Raw genomic sequence first — 19921 nt, 5'->3', positions numbered from 1 at the left:
GCAGGTTTGCACGGCGGTGCGGATGACGTCGGAGTATTCCTCGGGGGCCAGCGAGAAGAATTCACCGGTGCCGCCGGCGGCGAACAGGGCGGTGGCGCCGTAGGGAGCCAGCCATTCCAGACGAGCCGCATAGCTCTTGGCGTTGAAGTCGCCGTTCTGGTCGAAGTCGGTCACGGGGAAGGACAGCAGGCCTTCCGAAACAATGGCCTTGAGTTCTTGCGGAGTCGTCATGTTGCGCTCATCCCTAAATGGCCGTCGCAGGCGAAAGGTTGGTGCTTGCGAACGGGATGCGGTGGTAAAAGGTGAGTCATCGTACAACATCAAATTGCCGGATTCAAGGCGTGTCCCCATGGGGCGCGGCATTTACAAGGGGAAACCCGAAATTCCTTTCTGATGCCTTTCAGCGATATTCTCTTGGTTGTACGATAACGTACGGTGCCCGCAGCGGGGCATCCATCAGGCTAAAGGATTCATCATGCAGGTTGCAGTCGAGCAGGCCCCGGTCCTCATCAAGATTCATCCCGACGACAACGTCGCCATCGTGGCGAACGACGGCGGATTGCCTGCGGGAACCGTTCTGCCCGACGGGCTTCAATTGGTTGACGCCGTGCCGCAAGGGCACAAGGTGGCGCTGACCGATCTGGCCGAGGGTGACGAAGTCAGGCGCTACAACGTGGTGGTCGGTTACGCCGCCAAGGCCCTGCCGCGCGGCAGCTGGATCAACGAGCGCGTCACCACCATGCCAACGGCCCGCACGCTGGAAGACCTGCCGGTCTCCACGCGGATTGCGCCGCTGCCGCCGCTCGAGGGCTACACCTTCCAGGGCTATCGCAACGCGGACGGCACCGTCGGCACGCGCAACATTCTTGCCATCAGCACCACCGTGCAGTGCGTGCAGGGCGTGGTCGAACATGCGGTGGCGCGCATCCGCCGCGAACTGCTGCCGCTGTATCCCAACGTGGACGACGTGGTGGGCATCGAGCACACCTACGGCTGCGGCGTGGCCATCGACGCGCCGGGCGCAGCGATTCCGATCCGCACACTGCACAACATCGCCCGCAACCCGAATTTCGGCGGCACGTCCATGGTGGTCAGCCTGGGCTGTGAAAAGCTGCAGCCTGAACGCCTGCTGGCGCCCACCGCCATTCCGATCCGCGCCGGCGAAGGCATGGGCGGCAACGGCGTGGAGACGATCGTGCTGCAGGACGAAGAGAACATCGGCTTCGATTCGATGATCCAGCTCATCATGCGCACGGCCGAGCGCCACCTGCAGAAGCTCAATGCCCGTCAACGCGAAACCTGCCCGGTGTCGGACCTGACCGTCGGTGTGCAGTGCGGCGGCAGCGATGCGTTTTCCGGTGTGACGGCCAACCCCGCCGTGGGCTTTGCCACCGACCTGCTGGTGCGCGCTGGCGGCACGGTGATGTTTTCCGAGAACACCGAGGTGCGCGACGGCATCGACCAGCTGACTGCCCGCGCCGAAACGCCTGAAGTCGCCGACGCGCTGATCCGCGAAATGGCCTGGTACGACGCGTATCTGCAGCGCGGCATGGCCGATCGCAGCGCCAACACCAGCCCCGGCAACAAGAAGGGCGGCCTGTCGAACATCGTCGAAAAGGCCATGGGGTCGATCGTCAAGTCGGGTTCGTCGCCGATCCATGGCGTGCTGTCGCCCGGCGACCGCCTGACGCGCAAGGGCCTGATCTTTGCGGCCACGCCCGCCAGCGACTTCATCTGCGGCACGCTGCAACTGGCCGCCGGCATGAACCTGCACATCTTCACCACCGGCCGCGGCACGCCCTACGGGCTGGCGCAGGTGCCGGTCATCAAGGTCGCCACGCGCTCGGCGCTGGCGCGCCGCTGGCACGACCTGATGGACGTGGATGCCGGCGTCATCGCCACCGGCCAGGCCTCGATCGAGGAAGTGGGCTGGCAGCTCTTTCAGATGATGCTGGACGTCGCCAGCGGCAAGAAGCAGACCTGTGCGGAAAAGCTCAAGCTGCACAACGCTCTGGCGCTGTTCAACCCGGGCCCCGTGACCTGATCGGGGACCCAATCCGTCCGTAGCGCCATCGCAGAATAAAACCACCGAGAGGAGACAGCCGATGGAAATTGACCCGCAAGTCCAGGCCGGCCGGCGCCGGCTGCTGGGCGCCGCGCTTGCTCTGGCCCCCGCCAGTCTCGTGCACGCGCAGTCTTTCAGCTTCACCCCGCAGCAGCGCTACCCGGATCCCTCGGTCCGGATTCTGGACCCGGAATTCGCCAAGTTCCGCATCTACAGCAGCAGCGTGGAGCAACTGGCTACCGGCTTCCGCTGGCTGGAAGGCCCGGTCTGGTTTGGTGATGGCCGCTACCTGCTGGTGTCGGATATTCCCAACGACCGAATCCTGCGCTGGGACGAGACCACCGGTCAGATCAGCGTGTTCCGACAGCCGTCCAACTTCAGCAACGGGCTTGCGCGCGACCGCCAGGGCCGTCTGCTGGCCTGCGAACACCTGACCCGCCGCGTCACCCGGACGGAGTACGACGGCAGCATCACCGTCCTGGCCGACCGCTTCGATGGCAAACGCTTCAATTCGCCCAACGACATCGTCTGCCAGCGCAACGGCGCCATCTGGTTCACCGATCCGCCTTTCGGCATCGGCGGACACTGGGAAGGCGACAAGGCCACGCCAGAGCTGCCGCATTCCGTCTATCGCATCGATCCCGCCAACGGCCGCGTGACGCTGGCGCTTGCCGATCTGGCCGGCCCCAACGGCCTGTGCTTTTCGCCAGACGAGAAAGTGCTGTACATCGTCGAGTCGCGCCACCAGCCCAACCGCGTGATCTGGGCCTTCGACGTGAGCGCGGAAGGCGCGCTGTCGAACAAGCGCGTGCACGTCGACGCGCAGGGACCCGGCGCCATCGACGGCATCAAGTGCGACGAGGCCGGCAACCTGTGGTGCGGCTGGGGCAGCAACGGATCGCCCGACGCCAAATCCGAGGATCTGGACGGCGTGATGGTCTTCAATCCCGCCGGCAAGGCGATTGGCCACATCCGGCTGCCGGAACGCTGCGCCAATCTTTGCTTCGGCGGCGCCAAGCGCAACCGCCTATTCATGGCGAGCAGCCATTCGCTCTATGCCCTGTACGTGGAGACCCGCGGCGCGGCATAGGCACATCCCCACCGCGGCCTCACCAGGCCGCGGGACACTTCAACACACATACCAAACAGTGTGGAGACAGCATGAACCCGAGCAAGAGACAGTTTCTGGGCAGCGCCGCGGCGCTTTGCCTGACGCCCCTGGTGCCGGCATGGGCCCAATCGGCGCAATGGCCGACGCGGCCCGTGCGCATTGTCGTGCCTTACCCGCCCGGCGGCTCGTCGGACATCATCGCGCGCATCCTGGCGCCCCGCCTGGCCGAAGTGCTCAAGCAGACCGTCGTCGTCGAGAACAAACCTGGCGCCAATGGCAACCTGGGCGCCGGCCTGGTGGTGCAGTCGGCGCAGGAAGGCCACACGGTCCTTCTGTGCGACGTGGGCGCGCTGGCGATCAGCCCGTCCGTCTACACCAAGCTGACCTTTGATCCGTCCAAGGACCTGCGCGCCGTGGGCATGCTGGCGTACTCGCCGCACGTGCTGGCCGTGCATCCCGACGTGAAGGCCAAGACCGTGCAGGATCTGGTCGAGCTGTCCAAGAAAGAACGCATCAACTTTGCCGTCACCGCCATCGGCAGCGCGCCCCACCTGGCGGCTGTCGCGGTTCAGCAGGCCACCGGCGCGCAATGGGAATACGTGCCGTACAAGGGCGGTTCGCAGGCGGTCACCGACACCATCGGCGGCCAGACGCAGATCATCATGAACGGCCTGCTGGCCACGCTGCCGCACATCAAGTCCGGCAAGCTGCGCGCGATCGCGATTTCCAAGAGCGAGCGCATGAAGCTGGTGCCGGACATCCCCACCATCTCCGAGCAAGGCGTGAAGGGCTTTGAATCCGGCACGTGGCAAGGCGTGATGGCTCCGTCCAACATGACCGACCCCGTGGCGGCCCAGCTGCAGGCGCTGATGGCGCAGATCGTCACGCAGCCGGACGTCACGGCGCAGTTGAACGAGCAGGGCGCCGAGATCGTCACCAAGAGCCCGGCCGAGCTTGCGCAGTTCTTCAGCAGCGAGCGCGCACGCTGGGCCAAGGTCGTGGCCAGCACCGACATCCGCCTGGACTGATCGGGTTTGGCCACCGATTCTCCGCCTTGCTAGGGGCGGGGGATCGGGAGCACACTGGAATGGCATCCAGGCTTCGGCCTGGAGCGATTCCCGTGGAGCACCATCAATGAAATCCTCGTTCGCGGCGTTGGTGTTGGCGGCATTGGGCGCGTTATCCACCCTGGCAAGCGCGCCAGCGCTGGCGCGCGATCCGCCTCCGACAGTGCCATCGCCGCCCGCATCCGCCCGCGTCGTGCCGGATACATGCCTGGGCACCGACTGCCCGCGCATCGTGGACCCGGGCAAGATCAATCGGGATTGCCTCGGCACGTCATGCCCGGGCTCCCGCTATCCGCCGCCTGCGTCAACGCCCGCGCGGCCGCAGGATCAGCCTGGGCTGAAGGCGCCCACCCGGACATGGCTGCCGCCGATGCCGCCCCGGCCGGGCCAGGCGCCCGTGGGCCCGCTGACGCCGGCGCCCGCCTTGCCGCGATAAGTGTGGGGCTCGGGCGTTATTCGTCGCACATGCGCAGACTATTCCGGTAGGGCTCGGCCTGCGTCATGCCGGCCAGCACCTCGCGCAGCGTCGCCTGGACGAGCTTGACGGCCTGCGTCAACGGACGGCTCGATGCCGTCGCCACCATGAGGCGAGTGGACAGGCCCGGGTCGACGATCCGGCGGGCGATCAGCTTGCCCGACGCGACTTCATTCATCACGGCGGGCAGGGCCAGCACAGTGTGCGCCAGGCCTTCGACGACGATGTCCTTCATCAGCTCCAGCGCGTCCATTTCGAAGACGACGTTGAGCGGCATGTCGGCCTGCGTGGCCGCCTGTTCCAGCGTGCGGCGCAGGCCGTGATTGCGCGTGGGCAGCGCCAGCGGCAGATCGCGCAGCGCTGTGAACGGGATGGCCGGCATCGCACGCGCGGCGGGCGACAGACCTTGCGGCGGAGACACCAGCGCAAGATCCAGTTCGGCCAGGGGCGACACCGCGATGTGCTGCGACCGCCGCGCGTCGTGCAGCACGGCAATGTCCACGCGGGCATTGGTCAGCCATTCATGCACGTAGCCGCTATAGCCCGTGATGACGTTGAGTTGAATCCGAGGGTGCCGGCGCCAGATCTCGGCGACAAGCCGCATGCCCACCATGTGACAGAGCGTGGGCGTGAGCCCAAGCATGACCTGGCCTGACGGCGATTTCTGATCGTTATGGAACTCGGTTACCACGTGATCCATCTGCCGCATGAGCGGACGCAGCCGGTCCAGCAGCTTTTCGCCGTCGGGCGTCAGCGACACGCCGCGCCCGTTGCGGTAGAGCAGGGCGCAGCCACATTCGTCTTCCAGCTTGCGCACCTGCCTGCCGAGCGCCGACTGAGCAATGCCGAGCACCGATGCCGCCCGGGAAAAGCTGCCCAGATCCGCGACGTGGATCAGATTTTCGATCTTGCGTAGGTCCATCGTCTCCGGAGCACGGCGGCCATGCTGCTGCAGGCGCCGCTGTCTCATTCTTGTATATCTGGTTGCCAGAGTATGCCTAGTTGGCCCGGGGATGCCAATCTAGAATGCCCTGGACCTTTTCCTGCCGGGGCCCAAGCTTATGTCCGCATCCGCATCCGCAACACCGAACACTTCCGCCCACGCGTTGATCCAGGTGTTGGCCGCCAATGCCATCGACCGCGTGTTTGTGGTTCCCGGCGAAAGCTATCTGGGCGTCCTGGACGCGCTGCATGATTTTCCCGGCATCGACGTGGTGACGTGCCGCCACGAAGGCGGCGCGGCGTTCATGGCCTGCGCCGATGCGCGTGTGACGGGGCGCCCCGGCGTGGTGATGGTGTCGCGCGGACCGGGCGCCGCCAATGCCGCGATCGGCGTGCATGCGGCGCAGCAGGACGCCGTGCCGATGATCCTCTTGATCGGCCAGGTGCCGAAAAAAGACGTGCGCAAGGAAGCGTTCCAGGAAATCGACTATCAAAAGATGTTCGGTTCCATGGCCAAGTGGGTGGTCGAGGTGACCACGCCCGAGGAACTGGCGGTTGCCGCGTTCAAGGCCGTGCGGGTTGCGATGGCCGGCACGCCCGGGCCGGTGGTGATGGTGGTGCCCGAAGACGTGCAACAGGCGTTGGTGGACCAACACGACTGGATAGCAACGCCTGAAGTCCCTTCACAACCCGCGCCGGATGGGCTGGCGCATGTCCACACGCTGCTGTCCCGCGCACACAAGCCGCTGATCATCGCGGGTGGCGGATTCAACCGTCCGGGCGGCCGCGAAGCGCTGATGCGTCTGGCGGAGCGTCACGCCATTCCGGTGGCAGTCTCGTTCCGCCAGCACGACCTGTTTCCCAACACGCATCCGCTGTATGCGGGCGACCTCGATCTGTCGACGCCAGCCGCGCAGGTGGCGGCGCTGGATGCGAGCGACCTGATCCTGGCGCTGGGCACACGGCTGGGCGACATCACGACGCAGGGCTACACATTTCCCGCGCATCCGCGGCCGCGACAGACGCTGGTGCACTGCTATCCGGATCCGCACATCGTGAATCAGCATTTCGCGGCCGATGTGGGATGGGTGGCAGATCCCACGGCCACGGCGGCGGCGCTCGCCGAACTGCCGGCCACGGGCGAAGGGTTGGCGCGCGACGACTGGGCAGCCACGCTGCGCGCGATTCGGGAACGGATGGCGGCATGGCCAGACGCGGCGGGGCGCGCCGTAGACGACCGCATTCCTTTCTTCCAAGTGGTCCAGGCGCTGGCGGCGCAGGCGCCCGCGGACGTGGCGATATGCCTGGATGCCGGCACCTTTGCCGCGCCGGTGTACCGGCATTTCCCGTTCGTTTATCCGCAACGGCTGCTGGCCTCGCAATCCGGCGCGATGGGCTACGGGACGCCGGCGGCCGTTGCCGCGCAGTTGCGCGATCCCAAGCGCCGGGTCGTCTGCATGGCGGGAGACGGCGGCTTCACGATGACCGGCAACGAAATGGCCGCGGCGGCCGAGCGCGGGCTGCCCATCCTGTTCATCGTCGCCAACAACAACTGCTACGGCTCGATCCGGCTGCACCAGGCGCGCACGTATCCCGGGCGGTACGTGGGCACCGATCTCGCCAGCCCCGACTTCACGATGATGTCGCGCGCCTTCGGCATCCAGTCCGAATACCTGACGCGCGCCGATCAACTGCATGACGCCATCGCACGCGGCCTGGCATCGGACGCGCCGTACCTGCTGGAAGTGCGCAGCAGCCTGGGCGCCATCCTGCCCGCCGGCGTGAGCCACGCGGCAGGCGTCGACCTTGCGCCGCGCAGCGGGCATCAATCCTTGTAGCCCGGGTCCTTGCGGTCCATCAGGCGCAGCATGGCGGGCCATTCCAGGTCGCCAAAAGGCCGGCGGGTGCCGGGCTGGTACAGCAGCCACGTCTTTTCGATGACCTCGGGCGGCGGCAGGCAAAGCTCACGTCCCGAGCTCAGGGCGTCGACCTGCGCCTTGCAGGCCATCTCCAGCCAATAGAGCGTATTGAACGCCTGTGCGATAGACGGGCCTGCCGCCAGCAGCCCATGGTTGCGCAGGATCATCGCATCGGACGATCCCAGGTCCGCGACCAGGCGCCCGCGCTCGTCCAGGTCGATGGCGACGCTTTCGTAGTCGTGATACGGAATCTTCGCAAACCGCATCGCAGTCTGCGTCAGCGGCAGCAGACCGCATTGCAGCGCCGACACGGCCATGCCTGCCCGAGTGTGCGTATGGATGACACACGCCACATCGTGCCGCGCCCCGTGCACCGCACTGTGGATCACGTAGCCTGCGGCGTTGATGCCGTAGCCGGAAGGCTGATCGAGAATGTTGCCGGCCAGATCGATCTTGACGAGGCTGGAAGCGGTGATCTCGTCATACATCATGCCGTAGGGGTTGATGAGCAGATGATCGTCGGTGTCCGGGATGCGGGCGGTGATGTGGTTGTAGATCAGGTCGCTCATGCCAAAGTGCGCCACCAGCCGGTAGCACGCGGCCAATTGGACGCGCGTGTCCCATTCCTGGCTGCTCATTTCCGCTTTTGTGTTCATGGTTGCCGTTTCCTTGTCAATCCGTGCCTTTCACGTTGAATTCGCGGACCACATTGCCCCACGATTCGTACTCGGATTTCATCATCGTGCCGAACCGCGCCGGCGATTCGGTGGTGCGGACCTGCGCGCCCAGGTCCGCGAGCTTGTCGCGCACGGCGGCATCGGCCAGCACGGCGTTCATTTCGCGGGCCAGCTTTTCCTGGATGGCGGGCGGTATGCCGGCCGGCGCAATCAGCCCCAGCCACGCGCCCATGTCAAAGCCCGGAAAGCCTTGCTCCGCGACGGTGGGCACGTCGGGCAGCGTGGGCACGCGCTCCGGCGTGCTGACGGCCAGCGCCTTCAAGCGGCCCGCCTTCACCATGGACAGCGACGACACCATCGTGTCGAACGTCGCGTAGGTACGCCCGCCCACGATGTCCGTCTGCGCCTGGCTGCTGCCCTTGTACGGCACATGGACCATCGTCGCGCCTGCCTTGGACAGCAGCACGGACGTCGCCAGGTGGCTTGTCGTGCCAACGCCGGTGGTGCCGTAGGTGTATTGCCCCGGCTTGGCCTTCACGGCGGTCAGGAAGTCGGTCAGATTGCGCGCCGGGTTGTCGGCGCTGACGACGAACAGGTAAGGCAGCCAGGTGATCAATCCGATAGGCGCAAAGTCCTTGCGCGCGTCGTAGTTCAGGTTGGGGTACACGTGCGGATTGATCGCCTGCGGCGCGGACGCGCCGATCATCAGCGTGTAACCGTCGGGTTTGGCGCGCGCACCCAGGCCCGCCGCGATGGAGCCGCCCGCACCCGGCTTGTTCTCCACGATGAATTGTTGGCCCATGCGCTGCGCCAGCCGTTCGCCCAGCAACCGCGCCACCGTGTCGGTCGCCGTACCCGGCGGAAAGCCCACCAGGATGGTCACCGGCTTGGCGGGGTAGGGCTCGTCCTGGGCTTGCGCGGCGCTGCCCGCCGCCCATAGCGTGGCAGCCAGCGTGACGGCCAGTATTCTTGCGTGTCGCATCCGTCGTCTCTCCAGTCTTTGTTGTTGAATGGCGGGAGAGCGCTGGCGCCGGCCCGCATCGGGCCCGGCTCCTCGACCGCTCCGACGCCTTTTACGGTCGCACACCGCAGGGGCGGGTTCAATGACACCGCGGGCCAAGCAGATAGCGCGAAACGGCATAGACGATGCACGGCGCCGGATGCCGCAGGTATGATGACTTCCTTTCCGCCTGTCAATTTCCGCACCGGCCCACGCGCGCCGGTCTTTCCGAAGACGCCACCCCATGAACGACCGCCTGCAGCAGACCTTGCGCCGTTTCGACGACTACAACGCCGCCGACTCCAACACGTTTACCTGGGAAGGCGAATCCTGTCCGCAGGAGCTGTTTCTTGCACGCAAGTTGCACGAATGGGTCATGAAGCTGGCGCCCGATGCGTCCGAGCCGCTGATCCTGGCGTCCCGATGCCAGCACATCGGCCGCTGGGAGATCGCGCGCGCCAGCTATCCGGAAGGGCGCATCGGCTATCTCACGTGGCGCAAGGCGCTGGCGCGGCATCACGCCGGCATTGCGCAAGCGATCATGAAGGAGACGGGCTACCCGCAAGCGGACGGCGAGCGCGTGGCGGCGATTTTGATGAAGCAGGGGATCAAGCAGGATCCGGATGTGCAGGTGATGGAAAACGCGCTTTGCCTGGTGTTTCTGCAATACCAGTACGAAGCCTTCTATCCTGCCCACGAAGACAAGATCGTCGAGATCCTGCGCAAGTCCTTGTTGAAGATGGACGGCTCGGGCCATCAGCAGGCCATGACGCTGACCTATTCGGATCGGGGCATGGGCTACATCAAGCAGGCGCTGGCGGCGCTGGAGCCGGCAGGCTAGATACTGCTGCGTCCATGCAGAAAGGCCTGCGCCCGGCCGGGAAACGTTATCCCGGCCGGGCGCAGGCCTGAATTGCTCAGCGCGGGCTTATTCGGACGCTTGGGGCTTGACGTCTTCCGGCTTGACGTCGGCAGGCGTGACGTCTGCGGGCGTTGCACCTTCCGTCTTCACATCCGCGGCTTTCACATCCGCGGCCTTCACATCCACCGCTTTCACGTCTGCGGACGTCGCGTCGGCAGGTTGCGTGTCGGACGCGGCGTCACCAGCCGGCGCGGGCGTTTGTTCGGCAGCCGTCTGCGCCTTTTTCTCGGCCCGTGCGCGCGCGGCATTGCGGGACGCATTGCGCGACGCCATGCGCTTGGCGTGACGCGCTTCGTTGGCGGTCACGGCGCCGGCGGGTTCGCCGTTCAGGTCCACGCGCGGCGCGTCCTCGACCATGCTGGCCCAATAGCGGCGGCCATCGCACCACGTCTTGACGGCTTCCTTGATCTGCGCCTCGTCGAGCTGCAGTTGCTCGGCGTGCTGCACCAGGTCCGCCAGCACGCCCAGCTTGAGGGGCACCTTGGGGGCGGGGTTCTTGGGGAACGCCTTGGGAAAGTGACGTTGCAGGCGCGAAATGGCGACGACCACGGGATCGACCGGCGTCTCGCGCTTTTCGGGACGCGGCGCACGCTGGCCCTTGTCGCCGCCTTGCGCGCGCTTTGCCTTGTCGCCGCCTTGCGGACGCGGACCCTTGCCGGCGCCTTGCGGGCGGCGCGGCTTGTCCGTGCCTTGCGGACGCGATTCGTTCTTGGAGCCTGCCTTGTCAGGCGACTGCTTGATAAGCAATTCCCGGATCGCGGCTAATTGTTCTAGTCCCATGTGCTACACAAAAAAAAGGTTGAGGCGGCGAGCGTAACTGCTTTGCCGTGAAAACCGCTACCTGGAGAGGATCACGAGCAGCGCCAGCGACAGCAGAATGCCGAACGCGGCCAGGGCAAACGGCAGTAGTAGAACATACACGCCGCGTTCCTGCCCCCGTCCATGTGCCAAACCGGCCGCAATCGACATCCGGACCGGAGAAAAAATCCCCATTGACGTGCCCGAAACGTGCAGCAGCGCGGCGGCTGCGGGCACGTTCAGACCGGCCTGAAGCGCTAATGATAGCTGGGAAGACATGAACAGGCTGTTCGGCGCGTTGCCGCTGTTGGCCAGAATGCCGAACGTGCCGGCCAGAAGCGGCGTGATCAGAATAGTCCAGTCGCGCAGGCTCGAGAATAATCCATCGGCGTAGGCTCGGGAAATCCCTGCACCGGCCAGCACCTCGGCCATCATTGCGAACAAAAAGACGGACATGACGGCATGACGTCCTGTCATCCACGCTGCGCGCGCCTGCGCCCGCAGCGCGCCCGGACGGCGCTGCCAGGCGGCCATGGCCACGGCGCCCGCGATCAGCCAGCTTCCGGCATGCAGAAAAGGCATCCACGCGGGCAGGTCCGCATAGGGCTTGAATTCCGCCATGCTGGCAAGGCCCCGGTTCAGGCCCGGCAGCAGCCGCGTGGCCACCAGCCAGGCGATGAGCGCGATGTAGGGCAGGGCGCGCCGCGCGGCTTGCCATGTTTGGCCGCGGTCGGGGCGGCGGTCCGCCAGGAAGCGCAGCACGATCAGCGGGCCGTACGCTGCGAGCAGCGCCGTTTCGGGTCCCAGCAGCGCGGTTGCCGCGGCCAGCAGCGCCAGGCTCGCCGCCATCCAGCCCGCTTCGCGCGCCAGCTCGGCGGCGGGAGCCGTCAACCCCGCGCGCGTGGCGGTGCGCCAGTAAAGCGCCATCCAGACCCCCATCAGCAGCGCCACGGGCGCCATGCTGTACAGCGCAAGCTGCGCGGGCTGCATGCGTGCGTACGCCGAGGCCAGCATCGTGCCGCTGCCCATCGCGCCCCACGGGATCAGCGTCTGGCTGAGCAGCGCAAACACCATGAGCTCGCGTGGTTTCAGACCGAGCGGGCGGATCAGCAATACGGTGCCCAGCATGCCCACGCCGAATCCGGTCGCCGCCTCGGCGAACGGGCCGACCAGGAAACAGGCAAAGAACAGCAGCCGGCGGCTCGCGCGCGGATCTAGGGGGGCAGGCGGCGGGCTGTCCGGATTGTCAGCGGGCGTGCGGCCCTGAGCCGCCATTTGCCAGAACAACAAGCCGCCAAGGATGTAAGGGGTGATGATCCAGCCGATCCACAGCCCGCGTTCCAGGGCGACGCCCAGTTGCGCCAGGGCGAAGGGTGCAGGTGCGGCAAACAACGCGATGGGCAGGGCGGCAAACAGCCCCAGCAGCGCCGCGACGGTCGTGTTGACGCGCCCGCTCGCGATCGCGCCGATCACGGTCAGCGCCGGCAGGGACCACAGCACATACATCATGAAAGCAACATCCGCATCGCCCGGGTGGAATCGCGGCGCACAGCGTAGCAGCCTCTGGCCGCGGCGGGTAGCCACAGCCCAAACGCAAGAACGCCGGCTGGCGTTTGCACGCGAGCCGGCGTTCGGGGGAGACGGGTCAGGCCGGTATTGCGTTGTCTACTGGCGCTGTTTACTGGTTCGCGCCGCGGATGTTGCCAGCAATACCGCCGGCTGCACCGCCGATGGCGGCTCCGGTCCAGGCGCTGCCCCCCGCGATGGCGGCAATGCCGGCGCCGGCCGCGGCGCCCATCAAGCCACCCGTGACGGTGCCTTGCTGTTCCTTGGTCATATTCGTGCATGCGGCCAGCGATGCCATCGCAATGGCCAGGCCTATCGTGCGGATAGTCTTCATGGCGGCTCCTAGGGGGTGCGTTTCGTCTTGGTGGCGGGCACGACGATCTCAAACCAGATCGTCTCCATGACGGGACGATCCAGTTGGGTCGGATTGGCGGCATACCAGCGGTCGATGGTCTCACGCACGGAGTCCAGCGTCTGGTTCTGAAGGCCCGCAGAGAACTTGGGCACCAGCGTCTGGGTGTCCGGCACGGCGCGGCGTTGTTGGTAGGCGCGTTCGACCTCAAGCGCATTGGCCACGCCCAGCAGATAGGCCTTCTTGAGGTTGGCGTCGGAATCGGTCCAGTGCTTGCCGGTGATGATCGGGGCGGGGTCCGAGGGGGCGGCCGTGACGGCCGACCCGAACAACATCGAGAGGGCTACGGTCGCTGGGCCAAGCAGGTGTTTTACTCGCATCGCATCGCTCCTGGTGGGGGAACAAAAGATAGAAAACAACCTTCGCGCGCGATTCGGGCGGGGGGATCGAGATGGCCGATCGAAAAGCGGTACCGATCAATTTATGCCTGAATGCGTGGTCATGCAAGACCGGACTTCAGGACGGGCCGCGGCGGTACGCGGCGCGGGCAGGTGTGCGGCGCCGCGAGAAAAGCGCTCGCGCGCACCGGAATCTGCGCCGCCATGCAGGCGGCGCAGGTGTGCGAGTGCGCGTGGACGTGGAGGTCTACTTGGCCGCGGTGGCCGCAGCCGGCGCCAGCGCCTGCAGCAGCAATTTGGCGTTGGCCTGCAGGTCGGCAATGGGGTCGGCCCCGTCGGTGGCCAGCACGACGGCCTTGGCGCCGCCGGCTTCGATGGCCTGGCGCAGTTCGGGCGTGGGTTCGCGATGCAGCAGCGCGGCGGCCGCGCCGTTGTCGCGAAGCTTGGCGGTCAGCGCCGCCAGTGTCTCGGGCGTCCAGTCCTTGTCGTCGCGCACGACCGTGTCGATCAGGTCAAGGTTGAACTCGGCGATCAGATAAGGCAGGCGCTCGGACAGGCTGATGACGGCTACGTTCTCGGCCTGAGCCAATCCGGCCTGGCTGCTGGCGTTCAGCTCGACGAGCGTGCGCTTGATCTGCGCCAGGTTCTCGGCGATGCGCTTTTCGTCGGACGGGGACAGGCGCCCCAGATCGGCGGCGACGATATCGGCCATGCGGCCGAGGTTGACGATGCTCAGCCACGGATGGGCGGCGAACTGCCCACCGGGCCGCGTGTCGCTTTGCAGGGCGATGCCGTTCAGCGCGCCATCCAGCGGACGCGCTGCGTCGATTTCCACAATGCGGATGTTGGTGCGGCGCGCGTTGGCGTAAAGCGGATCGTCCGGCCAGATCGAGCGCAGGCCGACGGCGGCGTCGGCCGATGCGGCGGCCTTTTGCAGCGCAGCGCCGCCGCGTCCGCTGAAATACGACGTGAGCCGGGTGGGCGGCAGGTTGGCCGGCGCAGCCCGTTCGACGCGGATGCTGCTGCCTTTGGCCAGGCTGTCGGTCAGCGCAAATACGACCGGATGCGCGGCCAGCACGGTGACGGCGGCCGGGGCCGCAGCCGTGGCTTCAGGCTGCGCGGCGCGCGCGGCGCGGCCGGATTTGGCGGCTTCCTGGGCGTGCGCCGTGACGGCGGCGCCCAGGGCGGATGCCATCGCCACCGCCAGGGCGGCGCGGCGCAGGGTGACGTAACCTGACTTCAGACTCATGCTGCATTTCCTTTCAGACCGGGGACCAGGCTGCGCGCCAGGGCCGAGATCGCAAACAGAACACCCGCGACCAGGATGATGGCCGCGCCGGAAGGTATCGGCAGTTCCAGCTCGATGGGCAACATGATGCCGGCCAGCGTGCTGACCAGGGCGAACAGCACCGACATCGTGAAAAAGCCCTTGAGCGACTGCGCCAGCATCCGTGCCGCCGCTGCCGGAATCACCAGCAGCGCGCCGACCAGAATGGCGCCGATCACCTTGACCGAGGCCACGGTGACCAGGGTCACCAGGATCACGAACAGGTAGTCCATGGCCTTGACGGGCACGCCGCGCACGGCGGCGAGCTGCGGATTGAAGCTGGCCAGCATCAGGCGGTTGTAGTTGGGCAGCGCCAGCGCCAACGCCAGGATCGCCACGCACGTCAGGACCGACAGGTCGTTGCTGTTGACGGTCAGCACCGAGCCGAACAGGACGTTTTCCAGGATGTGGATGTTGATGCGGCCGGACAGCACCAGCAGCAGGCTTGCGCCCAGCGCCAGCGAGACCGACAGGAACACGCCAATCAGCGTGTCAGGCGTGAGGCGCGTGCGGTTGCTCAGGAAATTGAGCAGGATGCCGAAGATGAGGCAATAGCTGAACAGGCTTCCGTACGGCCCGGTGTAGGGCTCGCCCAGCAGGATGCCGATCGCGACGCCCGTCAGCGCGGCATGGCCCACGGCCTCCGAGAAGAAGGCGAAGCGCTTGACCACGACCAGCGTGCCCAAGCCGCCCAGCACCGGCCCGATGATTAGGCCGGCAAGCAGGGCGTTGATTACGAAGCCGTAGGCCAGCGATTCCGGCAGCACGCCGGATTCCGCCGCGCTCTGGATGAGCTGGCGCAGATTGTCGAAAAGGGCGTTCATGCGGCGCGCTCCTGCGGCTGGTTGCCAACGCGCGGGCGGGTCGAAAAGAGGGCGAGCAGGCGGTCGGGCGTCAGTACCTGCGCGGGCGGACCGTCGCAAAGCACCTGGCGGTTCAGGCCGGTGACGCGGTCAGCCAGGCGGCCAACGGCCTCCAGGTCATGTTCGATCCACAGCACCGTCACGCGCTGCGCGCGCCAGCTGTCCAGCAGTTCTTCAAACACGCGAACGCCGGCTCCGTCGAGCGCCGACATCGGCTCGTCCAGCACCACCATCGACGGGCTGGGCACTAGTCCCTGCGCGAGCAGCACGCGCTGGCGCTCGCCGCCCGACAAGGCGCCCATGCGGCGGTTGCGTTTGTCCTGCATGCCGACGCGTTCCAGCGCCTCGCCAATGTCTTTCGACTTCGCGCGCGACAGGCCAAGGAACGCGGGTTTGCGCTGGCACATCGCGGCCATGAAATCGTTGACGGTCATGGGCAGGCCGCGATCGAATTCAAGCGCCTGCGGGATATAGCCGATGATGCCGGGCCGGTCGCCCGGCCATGCCACGCTGAGCTTGCCGCGATGCGGCATCTGGCCCAGCAGCGTCTTGACCAGCGAACTCTTGCCGCCGCCATTGGGGCCGACCAGCGCATGCACGCTGCCCGCCGCGACGGTAAAGGCGACGTCGCTGAGGATGTCGGTGCGGCCGAGCGTCAGGGAAATGTGGTCGAACGTCAGCGTGGGACCCAGTGCGCCCGGATGGGCTGTCACGGGGGCGGTCACGCGCCGGCCTCTTCGATGGCGCGCACCACGGTGGCCAGGTTCTGCTTCATTTCCTTCTCGAACTGCTCCGGGCTGTATTCGCCGTAGGAAATGTGCGACAGCGCATACAGTTTCACGCCGGTCTCGCGCTGGATCGTCTCGACGTACGCGGACGGGAAGTTCAGCTCGGAGAAGATCACCTTGACGTCCGCCGCGCGCAATTGCTCGATGGTGCCCTTGAGCTGCGCGGGGCTGGGCTCGATGCCGTGCGCGGGTTCCACGACGGCGGTGACTTCCAGGCCAAATTCACGCAAGAGGTAATCGTAGGCGCCGTGAATGGTGGCGACGCGCAGGTCGGCGTTGGGCGCTTTTGCAAGCTGTCCCAGCGCGTCGGCGCGCAGCTTGCGCAGACGTTGGCCATAGGCGCGCGCATTGGCGGTGTAAGTCTGCGCGTTGGCCGGGTCGATTCGGCCCAGTTCGCGTGCAATGGTGTTGATCTGGGCGATCGAGGCGGTGATCGACAGGAACGTATGCGGATTCACCACCTTGCCGGAATCGCCGCCGCCCCGCGCGGCCATGCCCACGGCGGCCAGCAACGGCACCTGCGCATTCGCTTCGATAACCGGGATCTTGGGGTTTTCGCTGGCGGCGATCATGCGGTCCGCGAAGTCATCGTGGCCGATGCCGTTGAGCACGACCACGTCCAGCATGCCGATGCGCTTGATGTCCTCGGCGCGCGGCTCATAGGCGTGCGGATTGAAGCCGACCGGAATCAGCGGCACGACGTCGGCCTTGTCTCCGACGATGTTGGCGACGTAGCTGTAATAAGGATGCAGCGTCACGCCGATCTTCAGGCGCTTGGCCTCTTCGGCGTGGGCGGGCGCGGTGAACGCGCCGGCCAGCAGCGCCAGCGCGGCGATCGGCGCGGCGCAGCGGCGCAGGAGCTGTGAGAAAGACGAAAAGGCAGACATAAATCCGTAGGCTCGTGTCGGAAGACGAAGGGGAGGGGCCCGATCAGGGCTTGTTCTGGCGGGTCACGCCGGCGTCGAACTGGGCGACGACCTGGCGCCACCCCGCGGCCGCCAGGGCGGCGTCGTCGGCGGCGTCCGGTACGCGCGCCGCGGCATCGCGGGCCAGCCAGACATCGGCTTGGCCGTCCGCGCCATGGTCATGGCCATGGCCGTCTTTGGCGTGGCCGTCTTCGGTGCGTAGCACGAACGAGCCGGCCAGCGCGGCGTCGGCCGTCTGGCCCACGTAGAGCGCCTTGCCGGCCTGGCGCTGAAGCCGCCAGGCATGGCCGCCGCGCGCGGCCGTGCTGTTGTCGGCCACGAAAGGCGGCAGTCCCTGCGCGGCAAGATCGGCGACGGAAGGCAGGGGGTCGCCGGCCTGCAGGGCGAAACCGATTTCCTCGTAGGCGACGCGCAGGTCGGCGTAGATTCCTTGTTCGGCGGGCGTCAGGTCGCGCCGTGCATCGATCTGTGTGGCGGCGAGCGGCGCGCTCTCGGGCGGCGCTTCGCGCAGGCCGATGTAACCCGCGGCGGCCGCGACGATGACCAGGCAGGCGCCGAGCACCGCCAGGGTTTCATGTCCGGCGCCGGCGGGTCGGATGACTTGTGTATGCATGCTGCGCAGGGCCGGGGCTTACTGGATGTCGACGTGATCGATCTCGACCACGTGGCCGGGGCCCGCGTCGAAGAGCACGTAGAACTCGCCATTGGGCCGCTTGAACGACATCTTGGAATCCGCATCCAGCTTGCCCGGAACGATGATCTGTTCGTCGTACGAGATCACGTCCATGGTGACGCCGGCGGCGCCGCTGCCGTCGGAGAATCCGCCGGTGCACTGAATCTGTTCCTTGCCATCGGCCTTGCATTCGGCCATGGGATTGTGCGCCAACGCGGTGGCGCTGGCGGTCAACAACGCGCCCATCAGGGCGGCGCGAAGGCTGTTCGCAAAAATCGCATTCATCGCGATGCTCCTTGTTTCTTCAGCCACTCGACGGTGGCGGGGGAGGCCGAGGCCAGCGGCCAGGCTGCCTGGTGCACCGAGCCGTCCCAGCCTTCGGCGGTAACCCAGAGCTCGGCGTCCGGGGCGGTGCGCGGCGGAATCGGCACGGTGGCAAATGCCCGGTGCGGGCTGCCAAAGAAGATCGAGCCTGCGGCGCGCAGGCTGCGCGGTTTACCCACGCGGACGTAGACGGCGCGGATCTGGTCGCTGCAGCCTGCGCACTGGGCCATGGTGAAGGTCTTGACCATGCCGGCGGGGTCGGACTGGGGCGGTTCGACCTTCCATTCGGCGAACTGCAGCTTCCAGGGTCCTACTTGCACGTCGCCGGCAGGCCGTTGGCCCAATCCCATCAACCCGCGCGACAACGCGAGGTTTTCGAAATACTTCGGGACATAAATGATGGGCAGGATGAGCAGCAGGGCGCTCAGATGGAAGCGCCAGCGGCGCCAGAAGCTGGGTTTGGCCGCGGTGGCGTCCAGGGTGGCAGTCTTGCTCATTCGGTCACCTCGCGAGCGGCGGTACGGTCTGCGCGGGCAGGGCGCAGGGCCTTGGCGGTGGCTTGCGCGGTGCGCTTGGTCCAGATCAGGAGGCCGCTGAGCGACATCATGGTCAGCAGGAGGCCAAACAGGAACCACACCAGCTTCAGCCAGAAGCCGCCGAAGTCGCCGGTATGCAGCGGGCGCATGGATTCGGTGAAGAACTCCAGGCCGTTACGGTCGGACAGGCGGCGCACTTCCTCGACCGTGCCGTTGTACGGATTGATCTTGGCGTACTGGAACATCAGCGGATAGGCGCCGCGGCCCGAGATGGTGATCGGGTCATACGCGTTGCCCGGGAAGAACACGTGCTGCGTTTCCAGGCCGGGCAGCTCGCGCTCGGCGACGGCGACGATCTGGTCGAGCGGCAGGCGCTTGACAGATTCGCCGGCGGCGACCGTCGGCACCTGATCGCGTGCGACGACAGCCGGCACGCCCTGCGTCGAAATGGTGGTGGCCGTATCGGCCAGGATTGCCTGCGCCAGGAACCAGATCGCGCTGACCGAGATCAGCAGGATGAACCACACGGACCACAGGCCCGACAGACGATGGAAGTCGCCCCAGAAAATACGGGCGCCCTGGCCGACGCGCAGACGCGGCTTCTGAAAGTAGGCGCGCCAGAACCGCTTGTAGACCACCAGGCCGGTGATCAGCGACAGCAGCATCGGCAGCGATAGCAGCGAGACCAGGTACCAGCCCCAGCTATAGCCGTTGTTGAAGGGGATGAGCAGCCAGCCGTGCAGCGCGCGCATGAACTGGCGCAGGTCAAAGCTCAGGGCCGGACCTTGCACGTGGCCGGTGTACGGGTTGACGTAGATGGACGTGAAACGTGCGCCCGGATAGCCGACGGCCGCCGTCAGAGCGAATTGGGATTCCTCAGGCCAGGACAGGCGCTGCACAGAGGCTTCGGGTTCCTGTTTGGCAATGGCGTCCATCAGGGCCTGATAGCCCATGCGGGGCGTATTGGCATCGGGCGCCTGCGCGCGAACGGCGGGATTGATGAGCCAGACGATTTCCTGGCTGATGACGGCGATGGTTCCGGTCGCACAGATGAAGAAAAGGAAGATCCAGATTGGCAAGGCCAGCCAACTGTGGACGAGAAACCATAATTTGGAGCGCGATGGCTTGGCCATTCAAAAGCTATCCGGTAGACGAAAAAGGTATGCCTGGTCCCCATTTAAGGGAGGCGTCA

At 66.4% G+C, this 19921-nt stretch carries 22 protein-coding genes; 6 read left to right on the top strand and 16 right to left on the bottom strand.

Annotated features, from left to right (window positions below):
- Positions 1 to 231 (bottom strand): dihydrodipicolinate synthase family protein (locus ASD71_RS06925; protein WP_200949363.1); only part of this gene is annotated, 231 nt, incomplete at its 3' end.
- 244 nt (positions 232 to 475) lie between these two features.
- Here ASD71_RS06925 and garD point away from each other — a divergent pair.
- The 4 genes from garD to ASD71_RS06905 all read left to right on the top strand — a co-directional run bounded on the left by garD (position 476) and on the right by ASD71_RS06905 (position 4679).
- Complete coding sequence (gene garD, locus ASD71_RS06920) at positions 476 to 2044, top strand: galactarate dehydratase (RefSeq protein ID WP_056561426.1); 1569 nt, start codon at positions 476 to 478, stop codon at positions 2042 to 2044.
- 61 nt (positions 2045 to 2105) lie between these two features.
- On the top strand, positions 2106 to 3155 hold the full coding sequence (locus ASD71_RS06915) for an SMP-30/gluconolactonase/LRE family protein (RefSeq protein ID WP_056561425.1): 1050 nt from the start codon (positions 2106 to 2108) through the stop codon (positions 3153 to 3155).
- Positions 3156 to 3226: 71 nt separating this feature from the next.
- Positions 3227 to 4204, top strand: a complete 978-nt coding sequence (locus ASD71_RS06910) for a tripartite tricarboxylate transporter substrate binding protein (RefSeq protein ID WP_056561424.1) — start codon at positions 3227 to 3229, stop codon at positions 4202 to 4204.
- A 106-nt stretch (positions 4205 to 4310) separates the two neighbouring features.
- Positions 4311 to 4679, top strand: coding sequence for a hypothetical protein (locus ASD71_RS06905; RefSeq protein ID WP_056561423.1), 369 nt, complete (start codon positions 4311 to 4313; stop codon positions 4677 to 4679).
- 16 nt (positions 4680 to 4695) lie between these two features.
- Here the strand turns inward: ASD71_RS06905 and ASD71_RS06900 are convergent, their stop codons facing one another.
- Entirely contained in the window at positions 4696 to 5640 is a 945-nt protein-coding gene (locus ASD71_RS06900; protein WP_056561422.1) for a LysR family transcriptional regulator, read from the bottom strand.
- A gap of 139 nt (positions 5641 to 5779) precedes the next feature.
- Here ASD71_RS06900 and ASD71_RS06895 point away from each other — a divergent pair, with 139 nt between their 5' ends.
- Positions 5780 to 7498 carry a thiamine pyrophosphate-binding protein gene (locus tag ASD71_RS06895; protein WP_056561421.1) on the top strand — a complete coding sequence of 573 codons (1719 nt, stop codon included), beginning with the start codon at positions 5780 to 5782 and terminating at the stop codon, positions 7496 to 7498.
- On the opposite strand, the gene ASD71_RS06890 is transcribed toward ASD71_RS06895, so the two are convergent.
- Together ASD71_RS06890 and ASD71_RS06885 are read right to left on the bottom strand one after the other, a co-directional pair.
- The gene (locus ASD71_RS06890) at positions 7486 to 8235 is read right to left on the bottom strand and encodes a class II aldolase/adducin family protein (RefSeq protein ID WP_056561420.1); all 750 of its coding nucleotides are present in this window, start codon (positions 8233 to 8235) and stop codon (positions 7486 to 7488) included. The genes ASD71_RS06895 and ASD71_RS06890 overlap by 13 nt on opposite strands.
- A gap of 16 nt (positions 8236 to 8251) precedes the next feature.
- Positions 8252 to 9238 (bottom strand): tripartite tricarboxylate transporter substrate binding protein, encoded by a 987-nt coding sequence (locus ASD71_RS06885; RefSeq protein ID WP_056561419.1) that lies wholly within the window; start codon positions 9236 to 9238, stop codon positions 8252 to 8254.
- Between the two features lie 262 nt (positions 9239 to 9500).
- Between ASD71_RS06885 and ASD71_RS06880 the strand changes: the two genes are divergently transcribed.
- Complete coding sequence (locus ASD71_RS06880) at positions 9501 to 10097, top strand: DUF4202 domain-containing protein (RefSeq protein WP_056561418.1); 597 nt, start codon at positions 9501 to 9503, stop codon at positions 10095 to 10097.
- Between the two features lie 87 nt (positions 10098 to 10184).
- Here the strand turns inward: ASD71_RS06880 and ASD71_RS06875 are convergent, their stop codons facing one another.
- The 12 genes from ASD71_RS06875 to ASD71_RS06820 form a co-directional block, all read right to left on the bottom strand.
- Entirely contained in the window at positions 10185 to 10958 is a 774-nt protein-coding gene (locus ASD71_RS06875) for a ProQ/FinO family protein (RefSeq protein ID WP_235512034.1), read from the bottom strand.
- A gap of 57 nt (positions 10959 to 11015) precedes the next feature.
- A complete protein-coding gene (locus ASD71_RS06870; protein WP_056561417.1) occupies positions 11016 to 12485 on the bottom strand; it encodes a hypothetical protein in 1470 nt (489 codons plus the stop codon).
- A gap of 169 nt (positions 12486 to 12654) precedes the next feature.
- Complete coding sequence (locus tag ASD71_RS06865; RefSeq protein WP_056318016.1) at positions 12655 to 12876, bottom strand: hypothetical protein; 222 nt, start codon at positions 12874 to 12876, stop codon at positions 12655 to 12657.
- Positions 12877 to 12884: 8 nt separating this feature from the next.
- Positions 12885 to 13274: a hypothetical protein gene (locus tag ASD71_RS06860; RefSeq protein WP_199778146.1), complete on the bottom strand. Its 390-nt coding sequence runs from the start codon at positions 13272 to 13274 to the stop codon at positions 12885 to 12887.
- Positions 13275 to 13539: 265 nt separating this feature from the next.
- On the bottom strand, positions 13540 to 14541 hold the full coding sequence (locus ASD71_RS06855; protein ID WP_056561415.1) for a metal ABC transporter solute-binding protein, Zn/Mn family: 1002 nt from the start codon (positions 14539 to 14541) through the stop codon (positions 13540 to 13542).
- Positions 14538 to 15443 carry a metal ABC transporter permease gene (locus ASD71_RS06850; RefSeq protein WP_056561413.1) on the bottom strand — a complete coding sequence of 302 codons (906 nt, stop codon included), beginning with the start codon at positions 15441 to 15443 and terminating at the stop codon, positions 14538 to 14540. Before ASD71_RS06850 ends, ASD71_RS06855 begins: the two co-directional genes overlap by 4 nt.
- A complete protein-coding gene (locus tag ASD71_RS06845) occupies positions 15440 to 16207 on the bottom strand; it encodes a metal ABC transporter ATP-binding protein (protein WP_056561411.1) in 768 nt (255 codons plus the stop codon). Before ASD71_RS06845 ends, ASD71_RS06850 begins: the two co-directional genes overlap by 4 nt.
- Positions 16204 to 17157 carry a metal ABC transporter substrate-binding protein gene (locus ASD71_RS06840; RefSeq protein WP_056561410.1) on the bottom strand — a complete coding sequence of 318 codons (954 nt, stop codon included), beginning with the start codon at positions 17155 to 17157 and terminating at the stop codon, positions 16204 to 16206. The genes ASD71_RS06845 and ASD71_RS06840 overlap by 4 nt, the downstream gene beginning before the upstream one ends.
- Before the next feature lie 43 nt (positions 17158 to 17200).
- Positions 17201 to 17809, bottom strand: coding sequence for a DUF6162 family protein (locus ASD71_RS06835; protein ID WP_056561408.1), 609 nt, complete (start codon positions 17807 to 17809; stop codon positions 17201 to 17203).
- Between the two features lie 18 nt (positions 17810 to 17827).
- A complete protein-coding gene (locus tag ASD71_RS06830) occupies positions 17828 to 18154 on the bottom strand; it encodes a hypothetical protein (RefSeq protein WP_056561406.1) in 327 nt (108 codons plus the stop codon).
- On the bottom strand, positions 18151 to 18690 hold the full coding sequence (locus ASD71_RS06825) for a hypothetical protein (protein WP_056561404.1): 540 nt from the start codon (positions 18688 to 18690) through the stop codon (positions 18151 to 18153). Before ASD71_RS06825 ends, ASD71_RS06830 begins: the two co-directional genes overlap by 4 nt.
- Complete coding sequence (locus tag ASD71_RS06820; protein ID WP_056561402.1) at positions 18687 to 19862, bottom strand: PepSY domain-containing protein; 1176 nt, start codon at positions 19860 to 19862, stop codon at positions 18687 to 18689. Before ASD71_RS06820 ends, ASD71_RS06825 begins: the two co-directional genes overlap by 4 nt.
- Between the last annotated feature and the right edge of the window lie 59 nt (positions 19863 to 19921).

The sequence above is a fragment of the Achromobacter sp. Root565 genome, from assembly GCF_001427425.1.
GTDB classification, from domain to species: domain Bacteria; phylum Pseudomonadota; class Gammaproteobacteria; order Burkholderiales; family Burkholderiaceae_B; genus Achromobacter; species Achromobacter spanius_D.
The sequence above is the reverse complement of the archived record's forward strand: the minus strand, read 5'-3'. Positions and strand labels throughout refer to the sequence as shown.

What these genes read in the sequence shown, in the direction of transcription:
- garD (WP_056561426.1), top strand. Translation starts at nt 476, where the DNA reads ATGCAGGTTGCAGTCGAGCAGGCCCCGGTCCTCATCAAGATTCATCCC.
- ASD71_RS06915 (WP_056561425.1), top strand. Translation starts at nt 2,106, where the DNA reads ATGGAAATTGACCCGCAAGTCCAGGCCGGCCGGCGCCGGCTGCTGGGC.
- ASD71_RS06910 (WP_056561424.1), top strand. Translation starts at nt 3,227, where the DNA reads ATGAACCCGAGCAAGAGACAGTTTCTGGGCAGCGCCGCGGCGCTTTGC.
- ASD71_RS06905 (WP_056561423.1), top strand. Translation starts at nt 4,311, where the DNA reads ATGAAATCCTCGTTCGCGGCGTTGGTGTTGGCGGCATTGGGCGCGTTA.
- ASD71_RS06900 (WP_056561422.1), bottom strand. Translation starts at nt 5,640, where the DNA reads ATGGACCTACGCAAGATCGAAAATCTGATCCACGTCGCGGATCTGGGC.
- ASD71_RS06895 (WP_056561421.1), top strand. Translation starts at nt 5,780, where the DNA reads ATGTCCGCATCCGCATCCGCAACACCGAACACTTCCGCCCACGCGTTG.
- ASD71_RS06890 (WP_056561420.1), bottom strand. Translation starts at nt 8,235, where the DNA reads ATGAACACAAAAGCGGAAATGAGCAGCCAGGAATGGGACACGCGCGTC.
- ASD71_RS06885 (WP_056561419.1), bottom strand. Translation starts at nt 9,238, where the DNA reads ATGCGACACGCAAGAATACTGGCCGTCACGCTGGCTGCCACGCTATGG.
- ASD71_RS06880 (WP_056561418.1), top strand. Translation starts at nt 9,501, where the DNA reads ATGAACGACCGCCTGCAGCAGACCTTGCGCCGTTTCGACGACTACAAC.
- ASD71_RS06875 (WP_235512034.1), bottom strand. Translation starts at nt 10,958, where the DNA reads ATGGGACTAGAACAATTAGCCGCGATCCGGGAATTGCTTATCAAGCAG.
- ASD71_RS06870 (WP_056561417.1), bottom strand. Translation starts at nt 12,485, where the DNA reads ATGATGTATGTGCTGTGGTCCCTGCCGGCGCTGACCGTGATCGGCGCG.
- ASD71_RS06865 (WP_056318016.1), bottom strand. Translation starts at nt 12,876, where the DNA reads ATGAAGACTATCCGCACGATAGGCCTGGCCATTGCGATGGCATCGCTG.
- ASD71_RS06860 (WP_199778146.1), bottom strand. Translation starts at nt 13,274, where the DNA reads ATGCGAGTAAAACACCTGCTTGGCCCAGCGACCGTAGCCCTCTCGATG.
- ASD71_RS06855 (WP_056561415.1), bottom strand. Translation starts at nt 14,541, where the DNA reads ATGAGTCTGAAGTCAGGTTACGTCACCCTGCGCCGCGCCGCCCTGGCG.
- ASD71_RS06850 (WP_056561413.1), bottom strand. Translation starts at nt 15,443, where the DNA reads ATGAACGCCCTTTTCGACAATCTGCGCCAGCTCATCCAGAGCGCGGCG.
- ASD71_RS06840 (WP_056561410.1), bottom strand. Translation starts at nt 17,157, where the DNA reads ATGTCTGCCTTTTCGTCTTTCTCACAGCTCCTGCGCCGCTGCGCCGCG.
- ASD71_RS06835 (WP_056561408.1), bottom strand. Translation starts at nt 17,809, where the DNA reads ATGCATACACAAGTCATCCGACCCGCCGGCGCCGGACATGAAACCCTG.
- ASD71_RS06830 (WP_056561406.1), bottom strand. Translation starts at nt 18,154, where the DNA reads ATGAATGCGATTTTTGCGAACAGCCTTCGCGCCGCCCTGATGGGCGCG.
- ASD71_RS06825 (WP_056561404.1), bottom strand. Translation starts at nt 18,690, where the DNA reads ATGAGCAAGACTGCCACCCTGGACGCCACCGCGGCCAAACCCAGCTTC.
- ASD71_RS06820 (WP_056561402.1), bottom strand. Translation starts at nt 19,862, where the DNA reads ATGGCCAAGCCATCGCGCTCCAAATTATGGTTTCTCGTCCACAGTTGG.